This is a genomic window from Pseudarthrobacter sp. MDT1-56 (genome assembly GCF_059383555.1).
The window spans coordinates 208,975-225,765 of sequence record NZ_JBWZCK010000008.1; the positions used below are offsets into that span (position 1 = coordinate 208,975).

The window sequence follows — 16,791 nt, forward strand, 5'->3', positions numbered from 1 at the left end:
TGATGTGGTCAGTTGGGAGCGTCAGTTGGAGGCAGGGGCGGAACAGGACTGCCGGATGGTCAGGCTCACCGGCAGGACTTTGTGCTCCAGGGGTGGCTGTTTGGGGCTGCCGAATCGTTCAATCCGCTCAAGCAGGAGGTCCGCGGCGGCGTGTCCCTCAGCGATGGCGGGCCTTGAGATCACGGTGACGGGCGCCGGGAGCAGTTCAGCAAGGTCAAAGTCGTCAAAGCAAAGGAAGGAAAGTTGACCGGGGATTGAAACCCCGGCGGCGTGAAGGGAGAGCAGGGCACCCTGTGCCATCGTGTTGTTGCCCACGAACAGAGCAGTCATTCCGGTGGGACTGTCGATCAGTTCCTGGGCGGCGTGACGGCCGAAGTCCCGGCTGAATTCGCCGATTTTGACGGCTTGGGCGGGGACCTGGATGCCGGCGTCAGCCAGGGTCTGAAGGAAGACCTGGTGGCGAACCCGTCCCGGAACGGTGTCCTGGCGTCCGCTGATGACGCCGAAGTTGCGGTGCCCCAGGGACAGGAGATAGTCCGCGGCTGCTTCGGCACCGCTGGCGTTGTCGACATGGACCAGGTCGAAGCCCGGCTCATCACCCACCGTCCGGTCGATCAGCACTACCGGTTTGTTGAGGCCCGCCAGCATCCTGCGGGTGCGGTCGCCTTCCTCGGCCGGGACAATCGCGACAGCGTCGACGGCGTCGATCAGGTTGCCCAGGAGTTCCTGTTCCGCGCTGAACTGCTCATCGCTGCTGGCCACGACGATTCGGAAACCCTGTGTCATGGCGCGTTCTTCGATGCCCCGGACCAGCGCGGCGAAGTACGGGTTGGAAATGTCAGGGACAATCACCGCAATGCTGTGATGCTTGCCCAGGCGCAGCCCGCGCGCACTGGCGTTGGGCCGGTAGCCGAGATCAGTGATGGCCCGTCTGATCGCTTCGGCGCTGCGGACGTTTTCCCCAGCAAGCATGCGTGAGACGCTGGCGATCGACACGCCGGCAAGTTTTGCCACGTCATGGATGTTTGCCACGGATGCCCTCTCCTTTGAGTCGGCCGGGTCTGCTGCTCCAGCCCTTCCGGGCCGGAATGAGGAGCCGGTTGTGAATCCAATCACGCCGGCTTTTGAATACTGTAAACGTTTTCAGTTTAGATGACAAGGGCGGGTTTCCGACGCCGTTTCTGCCGCAAAGGTTTGAGGCTATCCCCGGGACCGATGCCTGCGGCTGGCCTTCAGATGCCGGGTCTCTAGTCCTGCAGCCGGGAAATCATCCGGTCGAGGGCGAGCTCCGCGAGGGCGGCCGCCGTCCCCGTGGTTCCTGGCACGAGCACGTCGACGCCGTCCGGCTGCGGGTTGCCCGAGAAGATCAGCACGGTCACGCCGCGCTCCACAAGTTCCACCATCGCTTCGACGTCGGCGGCGGTGCGGTCCGCCGGCACAGAGCCGAGAATGACGCCATCGGCGCCGCCGGAGAGCATGAACTGCCGCCAGCTTTCGCCCACCAGGACGACCGGCTGGTAGCCGTGCCGGGGCAAGATCCTGGCCGCCGCTGCGGCGAGCGCGCGGTCCCCGGAATCGTCGAGGTCGGTGATCGCCACGGCCACGACGTCGGTGCGTCCGCGCCGCATCCCTCGGGCGGCCCTGTTGGGCACATACCCGAGCTCTTGGGCCGCGGCATGGACGCGGTCCTGGGTGGGCTGGCTGATCCGGGTGTTTCCGCCGGGGCGGCCGGAAAGCACATACGAGACCGTGGTCAGGGACACTCCCGCCGACTCCGCGACGTCGCGGATGGTGGGCTTGGATCCGTGCCGCACTGATGACTCCCGGGTGCTTCTTCGCCGCGGATTCGCGGCGGTTGCTGAAAACTTCGTCCTGGGGTGTACCCCAGTGTGAACTCTAATACGACGGGCGGATCCCAGGCCCATGTCGGGTGGGACGGGGTACGCATGGGCGGGAATGTCCATAGCGGGGGCTCGCCGCCGCCTGCCTGGGAGTCGGATCAGCTTGTCGGGCGCCCAGTGTTACCCCGGGTTGCCTGCCGTGACGCAGTAGGACAAAATCCTGCACTGTCGGACCCCGCTGGCCTAGCCTGCTTAGTAAACCCGCAGACCTCAGGAGGTGCAGGACCTTCCACTGACCACGCGCCGGGGAGTTGCCGGAGCTGGTCCATCACGTTATTCATAGGTACAGCCGGCGTGAGCTGGAGGCTCTGCAGCTGAGCTGCGGGCGCCTCGCCCTGCTGCTGCGGCAGCACTCTGCGATCAGCCCCGCCGGCACCAACGCCAGGGAGGCGTAGATCCGATGGCAGAAGACAGATACACCACCGAACGGGACACTTTCGGGCGGCTCCTGGCGGACCGCGAGGTCTGGCGGCAGGCGGGCACGATCCCGGCGGCCGGCGAGCTGACCGCGCGCTGGCTGGAAGGCCGCAGCGAGTACCAGCCGGGAACATTTTCCCCGAGCTACGACTATGAGACGAAGGACATCGCTGGCGAGCTCGCGGAACTGAACCGGAGCGGGCTATTTACCAAGGAATCACAACCCGGCGTGCTCGGAGAGGGGCACTCGCAGCGCGCCTACGTGACGGGATTCTGCAGTGTGGAGTCAGCGTCCGCGCTCCTGGGGCTGTCCGGGCGGACCGATCTGGTGACCGTGGCCCACGCTCCAGGCGAAGCGAGCCAGTCTTCCATTCCCGTCACCCTGCGGGACGGCGAAGTAGCGACGGTCCTGGGCAGCAGCGAAGGCCCGGCAAACGACGAGCAACTCCGCGACTGGTCCGAGGAGGCCAACGACACCCTTGCCCTGCTGCTGGCAGAGTCCTGGTACGTGGAGGTCTTCGACCCGGTCTGGGGACGGAACGGCGCGCTCCTGCCTGCAGTCCTCACGGCGCTGGCCGGCGTCGAAACGTGCGGCTAGGACCAGTCGCAGACAATGCTGGCGGCCCGGCCTACTGAACTCCGGGCCACACCGCGACTGTTAGCCGTCGCAGGTGCAGCGCTGGTCCTGGGGTACATCGGCCATGACCGAGTCGACGTGCTCGCCGCAGCCGGCCCAGGTGATTTTTCCACAACGGTTACAACGAACTGCAGCGCACATACGAACTCCAATTTCGGGGTGCCGCGGGTGCCGCACCTAATACAACAATAATACCCCATAGGGTATATTGAAGAAGTCCCCGGCTGCAGGGGCCATGCCCGGGAGCCCCGAAGGATCGCCATGAACACGCAGGAACGGCCGGAAGGCTTGAAGCCAGACCAGGCCAACAGCCCGGAACGAATCGCCGCCACGGCCCCGCCCGGACTGGAAAATCAGCGACTCCAGCGCCGCGTGGTCTCCGTCCTCGTCGGAGGCCAGATCCTCGGCGGCATCGGTATGGGAGCGACGCTTTCCCTGGGCTCCCTGCTGGCAGCCCAGCTCTCCGGGTCCAACGCCTGGTCCGGCATGGCCGCCACGATGAGCACCCTCGGCGCCGCCTTCGCCGCCGTCCCCCTGGCCCGGCTGGCCCAGGCCCGCGGCCGGCGCATCTCGCTCTCAACCGGCGCCCTGATTGCCGGCGCGGGAGCCGTCACGGCGATCAGCTCCGCCGCGCTGGGCGTCTTTCCGTTGCTGCTGCTGGGCCTCATGCTCCTCGGTGCGGGCTCGGCAGTGAATCTGCAGGCCCGATTCGCCGCCACCGACCTTGCCCGCCCCGGATCCAGGGGCCGGGACCTCTCGATTGTGGTGTGGTCCACCACAATCGGTGCCGTCCTGGGCCCGAATCTCTTCGGTCCCGGCGAGACCGTCGGCGCCGCCCTTGGCCTGCCCCCGCTGACGGGCGCGTTCGCGTTCTCCGTGGCCGCCCAGCTCGCGGCCGCCGTCGTCTATGCGACCGGCCTGCGGCCTGACCCCCTCCTCACCGCCATGGCCTCCCGTGTGCCCGACCTGGAAGCGCCGCAGCCCAAGAGCGGGCTGCGGATTTTGCGAAGCAACCTCAGGGCGCGGTATGCCGTGGCCGCCGTCGCCCTCAGCCACGCCACGATGGTGGCGCTCATGTCGATGACCCCCGTGCACCTGCGCGACCACGGGGCCAGCCTCACGGTGGTCGGCCTGACAATCAGCCTGCACATCGCCGGCATGTACGCCCTGTCCCCCGTTTTCGGCTGGATGGCGGACAAGGCCGGGCGGGTGCCAACGATCCTGCTGGGCCAGGGCATGCTGCTGGTTTCGCTGGTGCTGGCCGGCGTCGCGCCGGATTCCGGCGCCGCCGTGACCGCGAGCCTGATCCTGCTGGGGCTGGGCTGGTCCGCCTCGGTGGTTGCCGGCTCTGCCCTGGTGGCCGAGTCGGCCCATGTGCAGGACCGACCGGCGATCCAGGGAATTTCGGACCTGAGCATGAACGCAGCCGGGGCGACCGGCGGCGCGCTGGCCGGTCCGGTGCTGGCCGCCGTCGGGTATTCCGGGCTCGGCTTCCTCTCCATCGCCCTGGTGGTCACCGTGATCATCTGGACCGCCCTGCAGCCACGACACCCCGCCCCAGACCAGGAGCAGCCATGACAGTCAACAGCAGGCCCGAAGAGCACCTCCCCACGGGCACGGATCAGGCGCCCGCCGGGCTGAACCGCGTCCGGCAGCTCCCGCAGGTGCTCCGCAACTGGTCCCGGTCACGCGTGGCCGCGACCGTCGTCGCGGCCGGCCTCGCCGCGGTCTTCCTGATGGCCGCCAACGGCATGATTGCCGGCGCCGGCACCAGCTGGACGGGCTACGCCCTGGTGGGTGCGGGGTCGGTCCTGACCGGCTTCCTGGTGGGCAGCTACGTGAACGCGCCGATCGGCGCGGCGGCCACGCTGTGCGATCTGCGCTGGCCCGTACTGGGCCTCTTCGGCCTGGTGTGGGCGAGCTCGACGAGGGAGGCACTTCCGGCAGCCCAAGCCGCCGTCGGCCTCCTGTCCGTGGCCGTGATGGCATGGGCCCTGCACGCCCGCCTGGAGCTGGAGCGCAAGGTCACGCTGGGCCGCAGCGGATCGACGGATGCCGACGACGACGTCTGCACCGACTGCCGCCCGTTGTTCCCCACCAAACCGCGGCCGCAGGGCTGAGATCCACGTCGAGGCATCTTCGACAGCCTGTAGAATTACCCGTGAGCGAGGAGGAAGAATGACGGCACGCGGCCTGCGCCTTGTACGTGGCTGGATCGGCGCCATCGTCGCGACCTCCGTCGCCGCCGGTTCGCACTTCCTGGCCGGAGGCAACGCCCCCGAACTTCCCCTCCTCCTGCTGGCGCTGGCACTGTCCGGGCTGGTCTGCACCGCGCTCACGGGCCGCGGGCTGTCCTTGTGGCGGCTCTCCGCCGGGGTGGCACTGAGCCAGGGACTTTTCCACTGGCTGTTCAGCGGAGCAGCGGATCCCCATGGGTCCATCGCTTCGGCCGGCGGCCACCTGGCCCACTCCCCCGCGCTGGAACCTGGCGCCGGCACGGTCCTCTCCTCCGCTGCGGACCAGGCCTCGCCACTGATGTGGCTGGGCCACGCCGTCGCCGCCATCCTGACCGTGGCCATCCTGCGTCACGGCGAGGTCGCCGCCCTCCGGCTGATTCACGCCATGCGCCTGCGCGTAACCGCCTTCCTCCCGCTTTTCCTGCCCCTGCCGGTGCGCCCGGCCCCGGCCGCCCTGCCCGCCAATTGGCCCGTCCGCCCGCTGCCCAACCTCGGCGCACCACTGCTGGTGATGCGCCACCGCGGGCCTCCCCTGCTTCCGCTCGCGTCCTAGGCGCCCGGCGCCTTTCACCCGATAAGCCCCGCCACGCTGCCAAGTCAGCGCCGGGGCGGGAAGCAGCCATGACAAGAAAATCCTTGAAAGCATGGCGGAATCCTGGTTTGGGAGCAACCCTGCTCGCCGCCGTTCTGCTCTGCGTAGGCGCCAGCCTCCCAGCAGCACCGGCGGCCTTCGCCCACGACCAGCTGATTTCGTCCAGCCCGGCGCCCGATGAGCGCCTGGACAAGACACCTGCCAGCATCACCTTGGCCTTCAGTTCGCCCCTGCTCGCGCTCGGCCACGAGGTCCGTGTTGTCGATGACAACGCCAAGAACTGGGTCAGCGGCGCCGCGGTGCTCAGCCGGGAAACGCTGACCCAGGCGCTCCCGGAACTCCCCGACGGCGGCTACCAGGTCAGCTGGCGGGTGGTCTCCGCGGATGGTCACCCGATCAGTGGCAGCTACGGGTTCCGCGTCGGCAATCCTGCCGCCGCTGCGCCCGCAGCCTCCGCCAGCCCGGCGGCCAGCGTTGAAACCACCGCGGCTGCCGCCACCGGCGCCGGGGACGGTGCCGGTGTGCCCGGCTGGCTGCCGGCCGCCGGAATAGCTGCGGCCGCGGGCCTCGGCACCTACCTGGTCCTCGCAGGCCTCCGGCGCATCAAACGCAACGCACAATCCCCCAGCGAATAACACTTTCCAGGCCGGCCCGAGGCGGCCGCCTGCCACAATTCAGGAGCACCACCATGTCCAAGACCCTCATGTTCCCCGCCCTTTCGGTTCTCGCCGCCGCGGCCCTGGCACTTACCGGCTGCGCTCCCCAGGCCTCGACGCCGGCACCGTCGGCGTCTGCTGCCGTCGCGTCCCCGTCCAGCACCTCCGCCGCGGCGGTCAGCCAGCCGTGGGTCAAAGCCGCCGCTTCCGGCATGACCGGCGGATTCGGCGTCATCAAGAACACCTCCGACGCCGACATCACCGTCACCGGCGCCTCGACCCCCGCAGCCCGGATGGTCGAACTGCACGAAACAGTCGCGGGATCCACCGGCGCCATGCAGATGCAGGCCAAGGAGGGCGGCTTTGTCATCCCGGCCGGCGGCGAACTGACCTTGGAGCCGGGCGCCAACCACCTCATGCTGATGGGTCTGACCGCGCCCATCACTGCCGGCACTGAGGTGGCGTTCACGCTGGCGCTGGCGGACGGCGGAAGCTTGGAATTCACCGCCGTGGCGAAGGACTTCAGCGGCGCCAACGAGAACTACGTCGAGGAAGGAGGCGCCGGCATGTCCCACGGCCAGCCCTCCGGCAGCGCCCCCACTTCCGCGCCGACGCCGACCTCGACATGACGGCCGGCGACCAGCAGCCCGCGGGCCCAACCCCGGGCAGTGACGGGCCCGATGCCCCGAAGAAACTGCCGCGGCGCGGCCTGCTCTTCGGCGGTGCGGCCGTAGGGCTGGGGGCGCTGGCCGCGGCCGGCGCCCACCTCGCCGGGGCGGACGCCCAGGAGGCCGGAAAGTCCGCACGGACCGGGCCTGCGGAGGGCGTCCACGGCGGCGGTGTTGTCCCCTTTTACGGCGACCGGCAGGCCGGAATTACGACGGCCGCGCAGGCCCACGGCGTTTTTGTCGCGCTGGATCTGCTGCCGGGAACGACGCGCGCCGGGGTCAGGGCGCTGCTGCGGCTCCTCAGCGACGACGCCGCGAACCTCGCCGCGGGAAAACCGGCCCTGGCCGACACCGAGGGCGAGCTTGCCCAGGTGCCGGCCCGGCTCACCGTCACGTTCGGCTTTGGGCCCGGGCTGGTTGCCGCGGTTGACCCCGCCCGGGCGCCGGGCTGGTTGAAGCCGCTGCCGGCCTTCAGCATCGACCGGCTGCAGCCCGGATTCTCCGACGGCGATCTGCTGCTGCAAATCTGCGCGGATGATCCGTTGACCGTGGCGCATGCCCAACGAATGCTCCTCAAGGACAGCCGGAGCTTCGCGACCGTCCGCTGGGTGCAGACCGGCTTCCGGCGTTCGTATGGCAGCGAAAAGCCCGGGACCACCATGCGGAACCTCTTTGGCCAGGTGGACGGAACCTCGAATCCGGCGCCGGACAGCACCGACGCTGAACGCGTGGTCTGGGGCGGCGGGGACCTTCCCGCGTGGACGGACAACGGCACGTCCGTGGTCATCCGCCGGATCGCGATGAACCTGGACAAGTGGGACGAGGTGGACCGCGTGGGCCGGGAGGAATCCGTGGGCCGCCGGATATCCAACGGCGCACCGCTGACCGGGGCGCAGGAGCACGACGAGCCCGACTTCGCGGCCGTCTCCAGGCTCGGGTTCCCGGTGATCTCGGACGTGTCGCACCTGCGCCGGGCCCGGCCCGAGGTCAGTTCCCAGCGGATCTTCCGGCGGGCGTACAACTACGATGCCGCCCCCGGCGCCGGAGGCGTCTCGGACTCGGGGCTGATCTTCGTGTCCTACCAGGCCGACGTCGACAAGCAGTTCACGCCCATCCAGCGCCGGCTCGATGAAATGGACATGCTCAATCAGTGGACGACGCCGATCGGCTCGGCCGTGTTCGCCATCCCGCCGGGGTGCCGGGAGGGCGGGTTCGTCGGCGAAAACCTGTTCACCTGAACGGGAGCAACGCGGGGTCACGTGGCGTTCATCGGATGGGCGCTGAGTGGCCCCACCTCGGGGCGGCCGCCTTCAAGAGCGCGGCTAGGGGGCATCCAAGCCAATGCTGGCGGCCTCGTCCAGGGTGCGCGCCTCGAAATGCTCCAGCATCTCGCGCATGCCCTCCATGCTCTGCTTGAACATCGCGGACCCCCGCCACTGCTCGATCTGTTCCAGGGATTCCCACGGGCCGGTGCTGATGAACCGGTTCCGGACGTCGTGGTCATGCATCAGCACGGCCTTCCCGTGCGGGAAGTCTTCCTGGGTCTTCCGGGCCAGATCCCGCCAGGCTTGCACGAAATCATTCTCGCGGCCCGGGTGTACCAACCAAATTCCCAGCGTATAAACCGACACGTCGATCGCCTCCATAGTCTGCAAGGGGTGGATACCCCGATTATCGGCCCGGCCGCCATCCTGCCGGTAGGGCCGATTTACCCGAGGGCGGCCCCGCCCGCCTGCAGAAAGTGCGTGCGCGGGACCCGGCGGATTTGTAGGCTGAAGCCATGAACGAGACGACGGAGAAGGTAAACGCATTCTTCGAGCGCTACGCGTCGGCGCTGCTCGCGCGCGATGCCACAGCGATCGCCGGCATGTATGCGGTGCCGTCACTCCTCCTGTTCCCCGGCACGTCGATCCCGGTCAGTGACGCCCGCCAGACCGAGGAATTCTTCACGTCCGCTTTTGACCAGTACGGCGGGGTGAACGACGTTGCGAAGCAGATCGCCATCATGGGCGAGGCTCCGGGCACCGTCTGGGCCGATGTCACCTGGTCCTACGCCGGCAGGCCGCCTGAGCGGTTCTGCTACCAGCTTGTCGACTCGGCCCAGGGATACCGGATTGCGGTTCTCACGCTGATGGCCTGAGCAGCTCCGCGCTCACTTCACGGTTAGAAATTAGGTAAGCCTTGCCTATATAGTCAGGCTTGACCTATTAGACAACATTTATGTGATGTATTAGCAGCGCGGAGACCAGAAGTGATTATCAGACTCAAGCCAGGCCTCGGAGCACTCACGGCAGCCCTGCTGTTTGCCCTTACCGGTTGTGGCCAGGCCGCAACGGTCGGCACGGCCGCGGCTGAGAAGCCCGCGACGATCACTGTGGAACACGCGCAGGGGACCACCTCCGACGTTCCGGTCAGCCCTGAGACGGTCTTTACCTTCGACCTCGGCGTGCTGGACACCATGGACGCGCTGGGCGTGGAGCCGGACGGCGTCCCGAAGGCCACCTACCCGGCGGCATTGAAGAAGTACTCCGAGGAACGCTTCACCAAGATCGGCTCAATGAAGGAGCCCGACTTTGAGGCCATCAGCGCGGGCGCCCCGGACCTCATCATCATCTCCGGCCGCACCGCCGGAGCCTATGGGGAACTGAGCAAGATCGCCCCCACCATCGACCTGACACTGGACGCGGCCCAGCCGATGGAGAGCTTCAAGTCCCAGACTGCCACCCTCGGCAAGATCTTCGGGAAGGAAGCCCAGGTCACCGAGAAGCTCGCCGCCATCGAATCGAAGATCAGCGAGACCCAGGCCAAGGCGGCCGGCGCCGGCACGGGCCTGATCGTGCTGACTTCCGGCGGGGAGGTGACGGCCTACGGCGCAGGTTCCCGCTTCGGCATCATCCACGACGTCCTCGGCGTCAAGACCGCCGCCGACATCACGGCGGACGCCTCCCACGGCGAAGCCGTCTCCTTCGAGTTCATTAAGGAAACCAACCCGGACATCCTCTACGTCGTCAACCGCGACAGCGCCACGGGATCCGATGCCACGGCCTCCAACGCCGTCCTGGACAACGACCTGGTGAAGTCCACCAACGCCGGGCAGAACGGCAAGGTCGTCAACCTCGACCCGGCCGGCTGGTACCTCGTCGGCTACGGGTTGAACAACGTCCAGGCGATGATCGACGCCGTCGCCGACACCGTTGCCTGACGCCGGGATAAGACATGACGACGACGACGGCGGCGCGCACCCGCGCCTTCACGACGCGCACTCCGGAACGCCGGGCACCCCGAACTCGCGGCCGCGCCGGCGAATCCGCCGCCCTGGCCGCGGGCGCCGTCGCCGTCCTCATCCTCGCCGTTGCCAGCATGTTCGTCGGCGTCAGCGACATCTCGCTTCCCCGCCTCCTGGTCGATGACCCGGCCGCCTGGGACATCTTCTGGATCTCGCGGGTGCCCCGCACCGTGGCCGTGGTCCTGGCCGGCATGGCGGTGGCGGTCGCGGGGCTGATCATGCAGCTCATGGCCCGCAACCGCTTCGTGGAGCCGTCCACCGTGGGCACCACCGAATCGGCAACCCTGGGCATCCTGGTGGTCACGGTCCTGGCTCCGGGCGCGCCGCTGTTGGCCAAAATGGGGGTCGCGAGTATCTTCGCGGTGCTGGGAACGGCACTTTTCCTGGCCATTCTGCGCAAGCTTCCCACCCGCAACACCATGTTGATTCCGCTCGTGGGGATCATGCTTGGCGGCGTCATCGCGGCGGTCACCACCTTTTTCGCCTACCGCTTCGACCTCCTGCAGACCCTGAGCAACTGGATGCTGGGAGACTTCTCCGGGGTGCTGCGGGGCCGGTACGAGCTGCTCTGGATCGTTGCGCTGCTGACCCTGGTCGGGTTTATCGCCGCCGACCGCTTCACGGTGGCCGGGATGGGCCAGGACTTCACTACGAACCTGGGACTCAACTACGCCCGCACCCTGCGGCTGGGCCTGGTCATCGTCTCGCTGATCTCGGCCGTGGTGGTCACCTCCGTGGGCGCTGTTCCTTTCCTGGGCCTGGTGGTGCCGAATATCGTGTCGCTGATTTTCGGCGACAACCTGAGGCGTGCCGTGCCGTGGACAGCAGTCTTCGGCGCGGGCTTCGTGCTGATCTGCGACATCATCGGCCGCACCATCCGCTACCCGTATGAGGTCCCGGTGGGCATGGTCATGTCCGTCATCGGCGCCGTCCTGTTCCTGGTCCTGCTGTTGAGGAAACGCAATGCCTAGCACCATGCTCGCGGGTCCGGCCGCCCTGGCTCCGGCGGCGCGGCGGCTCAGTGCGCGCCGCCTCCCGCCGTCGGCCGTGCTGATGGTCCTCGCCGCAGCGGCCCTGGCCGCGGTGGCGCTCTTCCTGTTCATCGACCTCAAGGGGAACGTGGGCTACGTACTGCCGCGGCGGGGCGTCAAGGTCGGCGCGATGGTGGTGGTGGCGGCAGCGGTGGGGATCTCCACACTGCTGTTCCAGACCGTCACCTCCAACCGCATCCTGACGCCGTCGATCATGGGCTTCGACTCGCTGTACATCCTGATCCAGACCGGCCTGACCTTCTCGCTCGGCGCCAAGGCCCTGGTGACCGCCCCGCCCCTGGTGCGGTTCGGCGTCGAGGTGGCCCTCATGGTCGGTTTCAGTGCCCTGCTCTACCGGTGGATGTTCACCGGCGCCACCCGCTCGCTGCATTTGCTGCTGCTGGTGGGAATCGTGCTGGGCACCCTGTTCCGGGGCATGTCGTCGCTGCTGCAGCGCCTCATGGAACCGAGCGAATTCATCATCCTGCAGGACCTGTTCTTCGCGAGTTTCAACTCGGTGGATCCCGCGATCCTGGGCATCTCCGCCGTGGTCGTGGCGGCGGGCGGCATCTTCGCCTGGCAGCAGCGGCACAAACTGGACGTCCTGGCGCTGGGCCGGGATCTGGCCATCAACGTCGGCGTGGACCACCGCCGCACCGTGATGGGCGTCCTGGTGGTGTGCTCGCTGCTCGTGGCCGTCTCCACGGCGCTGGTCGGCCCGGTCACGTTCTTCGGGCTCCTCGTGGTCAGCCTGGGCTACCAGTTCTGCCGCGGCTACAGCCACCGCTGGCTCCTGCCCATGGTTTCGCTGCTGGGGATTGTGGCACTGGTGGGCGGCCAGCTGGTCCTGGAGCGCGTTTTTGGCTTCGACACCGCACTGAGCGTCATCATCGAGTTCACCGGCGGCATCCTGTTCCTGTTCCTGCTGCTGAAAGGCGCGCTGAAGTGATGGAGTCCGCCCAGTGATAGAGGTCCGCCAGGTGTCCAAGAGCTACGGGGCCCAAACCGTGCTGGACGATGTCAGCTGCGTCATTCCGCGCGGCGGCATCACGTCCATCATCGGCCCCAACGGCGCCGGGAAATCCACCCTGCTCTCGCTGATCAGCCGGCTTCAGCCGCTCGATTCCGGGTCCGTTGCCGTGGCGGGGCTGGACGTGGAGCGGACCCCCAGCCGCGACCTCGCCAGGACGATGGCCATCCTGCGGCAGGAGAACCACCTGACCATGCGGCTGCGGGTCCGCGACCTGGTGGCCTTTGGCAGGTTCCCGCACTCCGGCGGCCGCCCCACCGTGGAGGACAAGGCCAAGGTGGATGAGGCCATGGCCCACCTCGACCTCGCCCAGATGGCCGACAAGTTCGTGGAGGAACTCTCCGGCGGGCAGCGCCAGCGCGCCTTCATCGCCATGGTGCTGGCGCAGGACACCGAATACCTGCTGCTGGACGAACCGCTCAACAACCTGGACATGAAGCACTCGGTGGAGATGATGCAGCTCCTGCGCCGGCTCGCCGATGAGCTGGACAAGACCGTGGTGCTGGTGGTCCATGACATCAACTTCGCGTCCTGCTATTCGGATACCGTGCTGGCCATGAAGGACGGCCGGCTGCTGCACCAGGGAACACCGGCGGACATCATGCAGCCGGCGGTGCTGCGGGACATCTACGACATCGACATCCGGATCGAGGAAATCGACGGAAACCGGATCGGCGTCTACTTCGCCTAGATCTTCCGGTGGATCGACTTGCAGCTCAGGTAGGCGTTGAGGCCCTCGACGCCGTACTCGGTGCCGAGGCCGGAATCGTGCCGGCCGCCGAACGGTGCGGCGTGGTTGGAGGCGAAGAAGTTGATGCCCACCGAGCCGGTGTCCATCCGGTCCGCCACGGCGAGCGCCGCGTCCGGATCGCCTCCGAACACCAGCCCGCCGAGCCCGAACTCCGTGTTGTTCGCCAGTGCAACGGCCTCATCAGCGTTGGCGCCGGCGTCGTTGTACTTCAGGATGCAGATGACCGGGCCGAAGATCTCCTCACGGGAGATCCGCATGTCCGGGGTGACGTCGGCGAACACGGTGGGTTCCACGAAGTACCCGCCTTCCAGCCCGCCGCCCAGGGATGCCGCGCGCCCGCCGGTGGTGGCGCGGGCGCCTTCGGCCAGTCCGGACTCCACGTACTCCAGCACGGTGCGGTACTGGGATTCCGTGGCGCAGGGCCCGAAGACCGTGTCCGGGTCCAGCGGGTCGCCCTGCTTGCCGGCGGCGATGGTGGAAGTGACCATGTCCACGACTTCCTCGTAGCGGCTGGCGGGGGCCAGGATCCGGGTCGAGATGTAGCAGGTCTGCCCGGTGTTGCGCATCGAGGAGCGGATCAGCACCTTGGACATGGCGTCCAGGTCCGCGTCCGGCAGCACGATCGCGCTGGATTTTCCGCCGAGTTCCAGGGTGACGGGGCGCAGCAGCTCGCCGCAGGCCGCCGCGATCTTCCGGCCCACCGGCGTCGAACCGGTGAACGCCACCTTGTCCACGTCCGGGTGCTTCACCAGCGCGTCTCCCAGCCGGCCGGAACCGGTGACGAGGTTGACGACGCCGGCCGGTACGCCGGCCGCGGCCACCGCGTCGATAATCACCCGGAGCGAGAGCGGGGTGGGCGACGCGGGCTTGATCACCACGGTGCAGCCGGCCAGCAGCGCCGGGGCGAGTTTGATCACCACAAGGTTGATCGGGAAGTTCCACGGCGCAATCAGCGCGCACACGCCGATCGGTTCGCGCCGGACCACGGATTCGCCACCGCCCTTGGGGAAGGCCCGGACGTCCTCGCGCTCCAGGTAGTCGGCAAGGGTGGCAAAGTACCGGAAAATGCCCGCGGCGTTGGCCGCGGCCCCGGCGGATTCGGAGACCGGCGATCCGTTCTCGCGGGTGTTCGTCAGCGAAAGTTCCCCGGCCCGCTTCTCCACTTCCTCGGCAATGCGCAGGAGGTACGCGGCCCGTTCGGAGGGCGCCAGCCGCGGCCACTCGCCGTCGTCGAACGCCCGGCGGGCGGAGCCGACGGCGGCGTCCACGTCTTCGGGCGTGCCGTCCGGGACGGAGCCCCAGACTTCGCCGGTGGCGGGATCGGTGACCGGGTTGCGGCCCGTGCCCCGCGCCGGGGTCCAGGCGCCGTTGAGAAAGACGTCGTCCACATGCGTGTACGGGAGCTTGAGCCCGGCGCGGGCGGCCAGGGCCGGAGCGTCGTGCGTCGCGGCGGTCATCGGATGACCGCCGTCTTGAGCAGGGCGGTGGAGCGGTCCAGGTCTGCGGTGGCCATGTCGTGGGCGGCCTGGGTGATGAGTTCGGGCACGATTTCCGTGGCCAGCCGGTCCGTGTAGGTGGCCGGGTCCATTTTGAACCAGGTGGAGGCCAAGGCAATCCCGGCCTGGTCGAAGCGCCACAGCCGGTCGGCGTCGCGCATCAACGCGTCCTCCAGCGACTGGGCCCCCGGGCGGGTGTCATGGCCGTCGATGATCACGCAGACCCGCTCGATAAATTCCGGGGAGTAGCCCAGGCCCGGGAGTACCCGGCGGGCCACGTCGCAGCCCTGTTTCTCGTGTTCGTAGCGGATGGCGGCCTTGCGCCAATCCCCCGCGAAGCCCTCGGAGATGATGCGGGATTCGTCCACATGGGCCCAGCCGGTGTCGTGCAGCAGGGTGGCCACCCGGACCAGTTCGGCGTCGGCGTCGGGGTAGGCGCGGCAGAGCCGCTCGGCGAAGGCGAGCGAGATCGGCAGGTGGATGTCATTGCCGCGGGTGCGGGTCTCGTGCACCACGGCCCGCCACAGCCCGTCGAGGTCCTCGAGCGCCGCCGGGGTGGTGGCGATCGGGGCGGTGTCCACCGGTCCCGGTGCCGGAACCGGCCGGACCGGGTACGCGGCGGCGAAGTCCGCAACCGCGGAATCAACAGCCGCCGGGTTGTCGGAAACCGGGTTCGCGGTGACGGCCTCGGCAACCGGGGTCTTGGGGGTGGTCATAGTGCTCCTTCGGGTGGGGCCGGCTCACTGTCTGAGTGGAGTTAGCTGTCCGTGGTGATCGTCTTTAAGGGTGTGGCCGGGTCCGCGGCGGCGTCGGCGGGGATGTTCTGGCCTTTGGCGAGGGCGTTTTTCACGGCCATGAAGTCCAGCGGGGCGTTGACGCAGTCCGCGGCGATGACCTGGCCCTGGCGGTAGTAGAGGACGCTGAATTTGCCGCGTTCCTCGTCCCTCCGCAGCACAGTCCGGTCGTAGCCGTTGCAGAGTCCGGCGATCTGGAGTTTGAGGTCGGCCTGGTTGGACCAGAACCACGGGATGCCGGCGTATTCCTCGCGCCGGCCGGTGAGCGAGTAGGCGGCCACCTTGGCGTGTTCGATCGCGTTGTTGACGCTTTCGAGCCGGATCCGCTCGCCGGGTTCGGATCCGGGCACCGGGTTGGGCATGTTGGCGCAGTCGCCGATCGCCACCGTGGTTCCGTCGGAGGCCAGCGCGAAGCGGTCCACCACGATTCCGTTGTCCACGGCGAGGCCGAGCTGTTCGGCCAGTTGCGTGTTGGGGATGACCCCGATGCCTACCAGCACGATCTGCGCGGGCAGCACGGTGCCGTCCTGGAGTTCGACGCCCGCGACGGCACGGCGGCCGTCGCCTGTGGCGCGGTCCGCGGTGAAGCGTTTGGCGCTCGTGTTGAGCCGGATGTCCAGACCGCGGGCGCGGTGGGCCTGCAGGAAGTAGCCGGCGGTTTCCTCGCCGACGGCGCGGCCCACCAGCCGCGGACCAAATTCCAGCACGGTGACGTTCTTGCCCATCTTCTGCAGGCTGGAGGCGGCTTCGAGGCCGATGAACCCGCCACCGATCACCACAACATCCTGCGCGTCCCCCACTCGGGCCTTGAGCGCCAGGGCGTCGTCGGCGTTGCGCAGGTAGAGCACGCCGTCGAGGTCACCGCCGTCGATCTCCAGTTTCCGGGCGCGGGCGCCCACGGTGAGGGCGAGGCGCTTAAAGGGGAACTGCCTGCCCGAGGAGGCATGCGCGACCCCCGAGCCGTCCGCTTCCTTGTCGATCCTGACGATGTATTCGCCCTTGACCAGCTCCACGTTGTGGTCGGCCCAGTAGTCGTTGGAGCGGAAGATCAGGGATTCGCTCTCCACTGTGCCCTGCAGGAACTCCTTGGACAGGGCCGGGCGCTGGTAGGGGCGGTGGTCCTCGTCGCCGAGCAGGGTGATGTGCTCGTCGAAGCCGAGCGCCCGCAGGGAAACGGCGAGCTGGACGCCGGACTGGCTGGCGCCGATGATCAGCAGGCCGGTGCGGGTGGTGCCCTCCGGCTGCGCCGCGGCGCCGGCGGACGGCTGCTCGGCCGCGGCAACTTGGGTGCCCAT

Annotated in this window: 19 protein-coding genes; 12 read left to right on the forward strand and 7 right to left on the reverse strand. The window is 68.2% G+C overall.

Annotated features, from left to right (window positions below):
• Window positions 1-21: 21 nt before the first annotated feature.
• Both AC50YC_RS13135 and AC50YC_RS13140 read right to left on the reverse strand, forming a co-directional pair.
• Entirely contained in the window at window positions 22-1,032 is a 1,011-nt protein-coding gene (locus AC50YC_RS13135; protein ID WP_494953942.1) for a LacI family DNA-binding transcriptional regulator, read from the reverse strand.
• A 215-nt stretch (window positions 1,033-1,247) separates the two neighbouring features.
• A complete protein-coding gene (locus AC50YC_RS13140) occupies window positions 1,248-1,814 on the reverse strand; it encodes a LacI family DNA-binding transcriptional regulator (protein WP_494953943.1) in 567 nt (188 codons plus the stop codon).
• 487 nt (window positions 1,815-2,301) lie between these two features.
• Here AC50YC_RS13140 and AC50YC_RS13145 point away from each other — a divergent pair, with 487 nt between their 5' ends.
• Window positions 2,302-2,916, forward strand: a complete 615-nt coding sequence (locus AC50YC_RS13145) for a DUF6919 domain-containing protein (protein ID WP_494953944.1) — start codon at window positions 2,302-2,304, stop codon at window positions 2,914-2,916.
• A gap of 60 nt (window positions 2,917-2,976) precedes the next feature.
• On the opposite strand, the gene AC50YC_RS13150 is transcribed toward AC50YC_RS13145, so the two are convergent.
• Window positions 2,977-3,096, reverse strand: coding sequence for a DUF8730 family Cys-rich protein (locus AC50YC_RS13150; RefSeq protein WP_494953945.1), 120 nt, complete (start codon window positions 3,094-3,096; stop codon window positions 2,977-2,979).
• A 120-nt stretch (window positions 3,097-3,216) separates the two neighbouring features.
• On the opposite strand from AC50YC_RS13150, the gene AC50YC_RS13155 reads away from it, so the two are divergent.
• The 6 genes from AC50YC_RS13155 to AC50YC_RS13180 all read left to right on the forward strand — a co-directional run bounded on the left by AC50YC_RS13155 (window position 3,217) and on the right by AC50YC_RS13180 (window position 8,346).
• Window positions 3,217-4,533 (forward strand): MFS transporter, encoded by a 1,317-nt coding sequence (locus AC50YC_RS13155; RefSeq protein ID WP_494953946.1) that lies wholly within the window; start codon window positions 3,217-3,219, stop codon window positions 4,531-4,533.
• On the forward strand, window positions 4,530-5,075 hold the full coding sequence (locus AC50YC_RS13160) for a hypothetical protein (protein WP_494953947.1): 546 nt from the start codon (window positions 4,530-4,532) through the stop codon (window positions 5,073-5,075). The genes AC50YC_RS13155 and AC50YC_RS13160 overlap by 4 nt, the downstream gene beginning before the upstream one ends.
• 58 nt (window positions 5,076-5,133) lie before the next feature.
• Window positions 5,134-5,745, forward strand: a complete 612-nt coding sequence (locus AC50YC_RS13165) for a hypothetical protein (RefSeq protein ID WP_494953948.1) — start codon at window positions 5,134-5,136, stop codon at window positions 5,743-5,745.
• Between the two features lie 107 nt (window positions 5,746-5,852).
• Window positions 5,853-6,419, forward strand: coding sequence for a copper resistance CopC family protein (locus AC50YC_RS13170; RefSeq protein WP_494953949.1), 567 nt, complete (start codon window positions 5,853-5,855; stop codon window positions 6,417-6,419).
• A gap of 53 nt (window positions 6,420-6,472) precedes the next feature.
• Complete coding sequence (locus AC50YC_RS13175; protein ID WP_494953950.1) at window positions 6,473-7,069, forward strand: copper chaperone PCu(A)C; 597 nt, start codon at window positions 6,473-6,475, stop codon at window positions 7,067-7,069.
• Window positions 7,066-8,346, forward strand: a complete 1,281-nt coding sequence (locus tag AC50YC_RS13180) for a Dyp-type peroxidase (protein ID WP_494953951.1) — start codon at window positions 7,066-7,068, stop codon at window positions 8,344-8,346. Before AC50YC_RS13175 ends, AC50YC_RS13180 begins: the two co-directional genes overlap by 4 nt.
• A gap of 84 nt (window positions 8,347-8,430) precedes the next feature.
• Here AC50YC_RS13180 and AC50YC_RS13185 read toward each other — a convergent pair whose 3' ends face one another.
• Window positions 8,431-8,754 (reverse strand): antibiotic biosynthesis monooxygenase family protein, encoded by a 324-nt coding sequence (locus AC50YC_RS13185; protein WP_494953952.1) that lies wholly within the window; start codon window positions 8,752-8,754, stop codon window positions 8,431-8,433.
• A gap of 134 nt (window positions 8,755-8,888) precedes the next feature.
• Here AC50YC_RS13185 and AC50YC_RS13190 point away from each other — a divergent pair, with 134 nt between their 5' ends.
• From AC50YC_RS13190 to AC50YC_RS13210, 5 genes are all read left to right on the forward strand, one after another.
• Window positions 8,889-9,248 carry a DUF6841 family protein gene (locus AC50YC_RS13190; protein ID WP_494953953.1) on the forward strand — a complete coding sequence of 120 codons (360 nt, stop codon included), beginning with the start codon at window positions 8,889-8,891 and terminating at the stop codon, window positions 9,246-9,248.
• Between the two features lie 111 nt (window positions 9,249-9,359).
• The gene (locus tag AC50YC_RS13195; RefSeq protein ID WP_494953954.1) at window positions 9,360-10,310 is read left to right on the forward strand and encodes a siderophore ABC transporter substrate-binding protein; all 951 of its coding nucleotides are present in this window, start codon (window positions 9,360-9,362) and stop codon (window positions 10,308-10,310) included.
• Window positions 10,311-10,324: 14 nt separating this feature from the next.
• Window positions 10,325-11,365, forward strand: coding sequence for an ABC transporter permease (locus AC50YC_RS13200; protein WP_494953955.1), 1,041 nt, complete (start codon window positions 10,325-10,327; stop codon window positions 11,363-11,365).
• Entirely contained in the window at window positions 11,358-12,374 is a 1,017-nt protein-coding gene (locus tag AC50YC_RS13205; protein ID WP_494953956.1) for an iron chelate uptake ABC transporter family permease subunit, read from the forward strand. The genes AC50YC_RS13200 and AC50YC_RS13205 overlap by 8 nt, the downstream gene beginning before the upstream one ends.
• Window positions 12,375-12,387: 13 nt before the next feature.
• Entirely contained in the window at window positions 12,388-13,146 is a 759-nt protein-coding gene (locus tag AC50YC_RS13210) for an iron ABC transporter ATP-binding protein (RefSeq protein WP_494953957.1), read from the forward strand.
• Here the strand turns inward: AC50YC_RS13210 and AC50YC_RS13215 are convergent.
• From AC50YC_RS13215 to AC50YC_RS13225, 3 genes are read right to left on the reverse strand one after another with little or no spacing between them, the layout of a single operon-like run.
• Window positions 13,143-14,663 (reverse strand): aldehyde dehydrogenase family protein, encoded by a 1,521-nt coding sequence (locus tag AC50YC_RS13215; RefSeq protein ID WP_494953958.1) that lies wholly within the window; start codon window positions 14,661-14,663, stop codon window positions 13,143-13,145. The genes AC50YC_RS13210 and AC50YC_RS13215 overlap by 4 nt on opposite strands.
• Entirely contained in the window at window positions 14,660-15,418 is a 759-nt protein-coding gene (locus tag AC50YC_RS13220; protein ID WP_494953959.1) for an HD domain-containing protein, read from the reverse strand. The genes AC50YC_RS13215 and AC50YC_RS13220 overlap by 4 nt, the downstream gene beginning before the upstream one ends.
• Window positions 15,419-15,459: 41 nt before the next feature.
• A complete protein-coding gene (locus AC50YC_RS13225) occupies window positions 15,460-16,791 on the reverse strand; it encodes an NAD(P)/FAD-dependent oxidoreductase (protein ID WP_494953960.1) in 1,332 nt (443 codons plus the stop codon).

What these genes read in the sequence shown, in the direction of transcription:
- AC50YC_RS13145 (WP_494953944.1), top strand. Translation starts at nt 2,302, where the DNA reads ATGGCAGAAGACAGATACACCACCGAACGGGACACTTTCGGGCGGCTC.
- AC50YC_RS13150 (WP_494953945.1), bottom strand. Translation starts at nt 3,096, where the DNA reads ATGTGCGCTGCAGTTCGTTGTAACCGTTGTGGAAAAATCACCTGGGCC.
- AC50YC_RS13155 (WP_494953946.1), top strand. Translation starts at nt 3,217, where the DNA reads ATGAACACGCAGGAACGGCCGGAAGGCTTGAAGCCAGACCAGGCCAAC.
- AC50YC_RS13160 (WP_494953947.1), top strand. Translation starts at nt 4,530, where the DNA reads ATGACAGTCAACAGCAGGCCCGAAGAGCACCTCCCCACGGGCACGGAT.
- AC50YC_RS13165 (WP_494953948.1), top strand. Translation starts at nt 5,134, where the DNA reads ATGACGGCACGCGGCCTGCGCCTTGTACGTGGCTGGATCGGCGCCATC.
- AC50YC_RS13175 (WP_494953950.1), top strand. Translation starts at nt 6,473, where the DNA reads ATGTCCAAGACCCTCATGTTCCCCGCCCTTTCGGTTCTCGCCGCCGCG.
- AC50YC_RS13180 (WP_494953951.1), top strand. Translation starts at nt 7,066, where the DNA reads ATGACGGCCGGCGACCAGCAGCCCGCGGGCCCAACCCCGGGCAGTGAC.
- AC50YC_RS13185 (WP_494953952.1), bottom strand. Translation starts at nt 8,754, where the DNA reads ATGGAGGCGATCGACGTGTCGGTTTATACGCTGGGAATTTGGTTGGTA.
- AC50YC_RS13190 (WP_494953953.1), top strand. Translation starts at nt 8,889, where the DNA reads ATGAACGAGACGACGGAGAAGGTAAACGCATTCTTCGAGCGCTACGCG.
- AC50YC_RS13200 (WP_494953955.1), top strand. Translation starts at nt 10,325, where the DNA reads ATGACGACGACGACGGCGGCGCGCACCCGCGCCTTCACGACGCGCACT.
- AC50YC_RS13205 (WP_494953956.1), top strand. Translation starts at nt 11,358, where the DNA reads ATGCCTAGCACCATGCTCGCGGGTCCGGCCGCCCTGGCTCCGGCGGCG.
- AC50YC_RS13215 (WP_494953958.1), bottom strand. Translation starts at nt 14,663, where the DNA reads ATGACCGCCGCGACGCACGACGCTCCGGCCCTGGCCGCCCGCGCCGGG.
- AC50YC_RS13220 (WP_494953959.1), bottom strand. Translation starts at nt 15,418, where the DNA reads ATGACCACCCCCAAGACCCCGGTTGCCGAGGCCGTCACCGCGAACCCG.
- AC50YC_RS13225 (WP_494953960.1), bottom strand. Translation starts at nt 16,791, where the DNA reads ATGGGCACCCAAGTTGCCGCGGCCGAGCAGCCGTCCGCCGGCGCCGCG.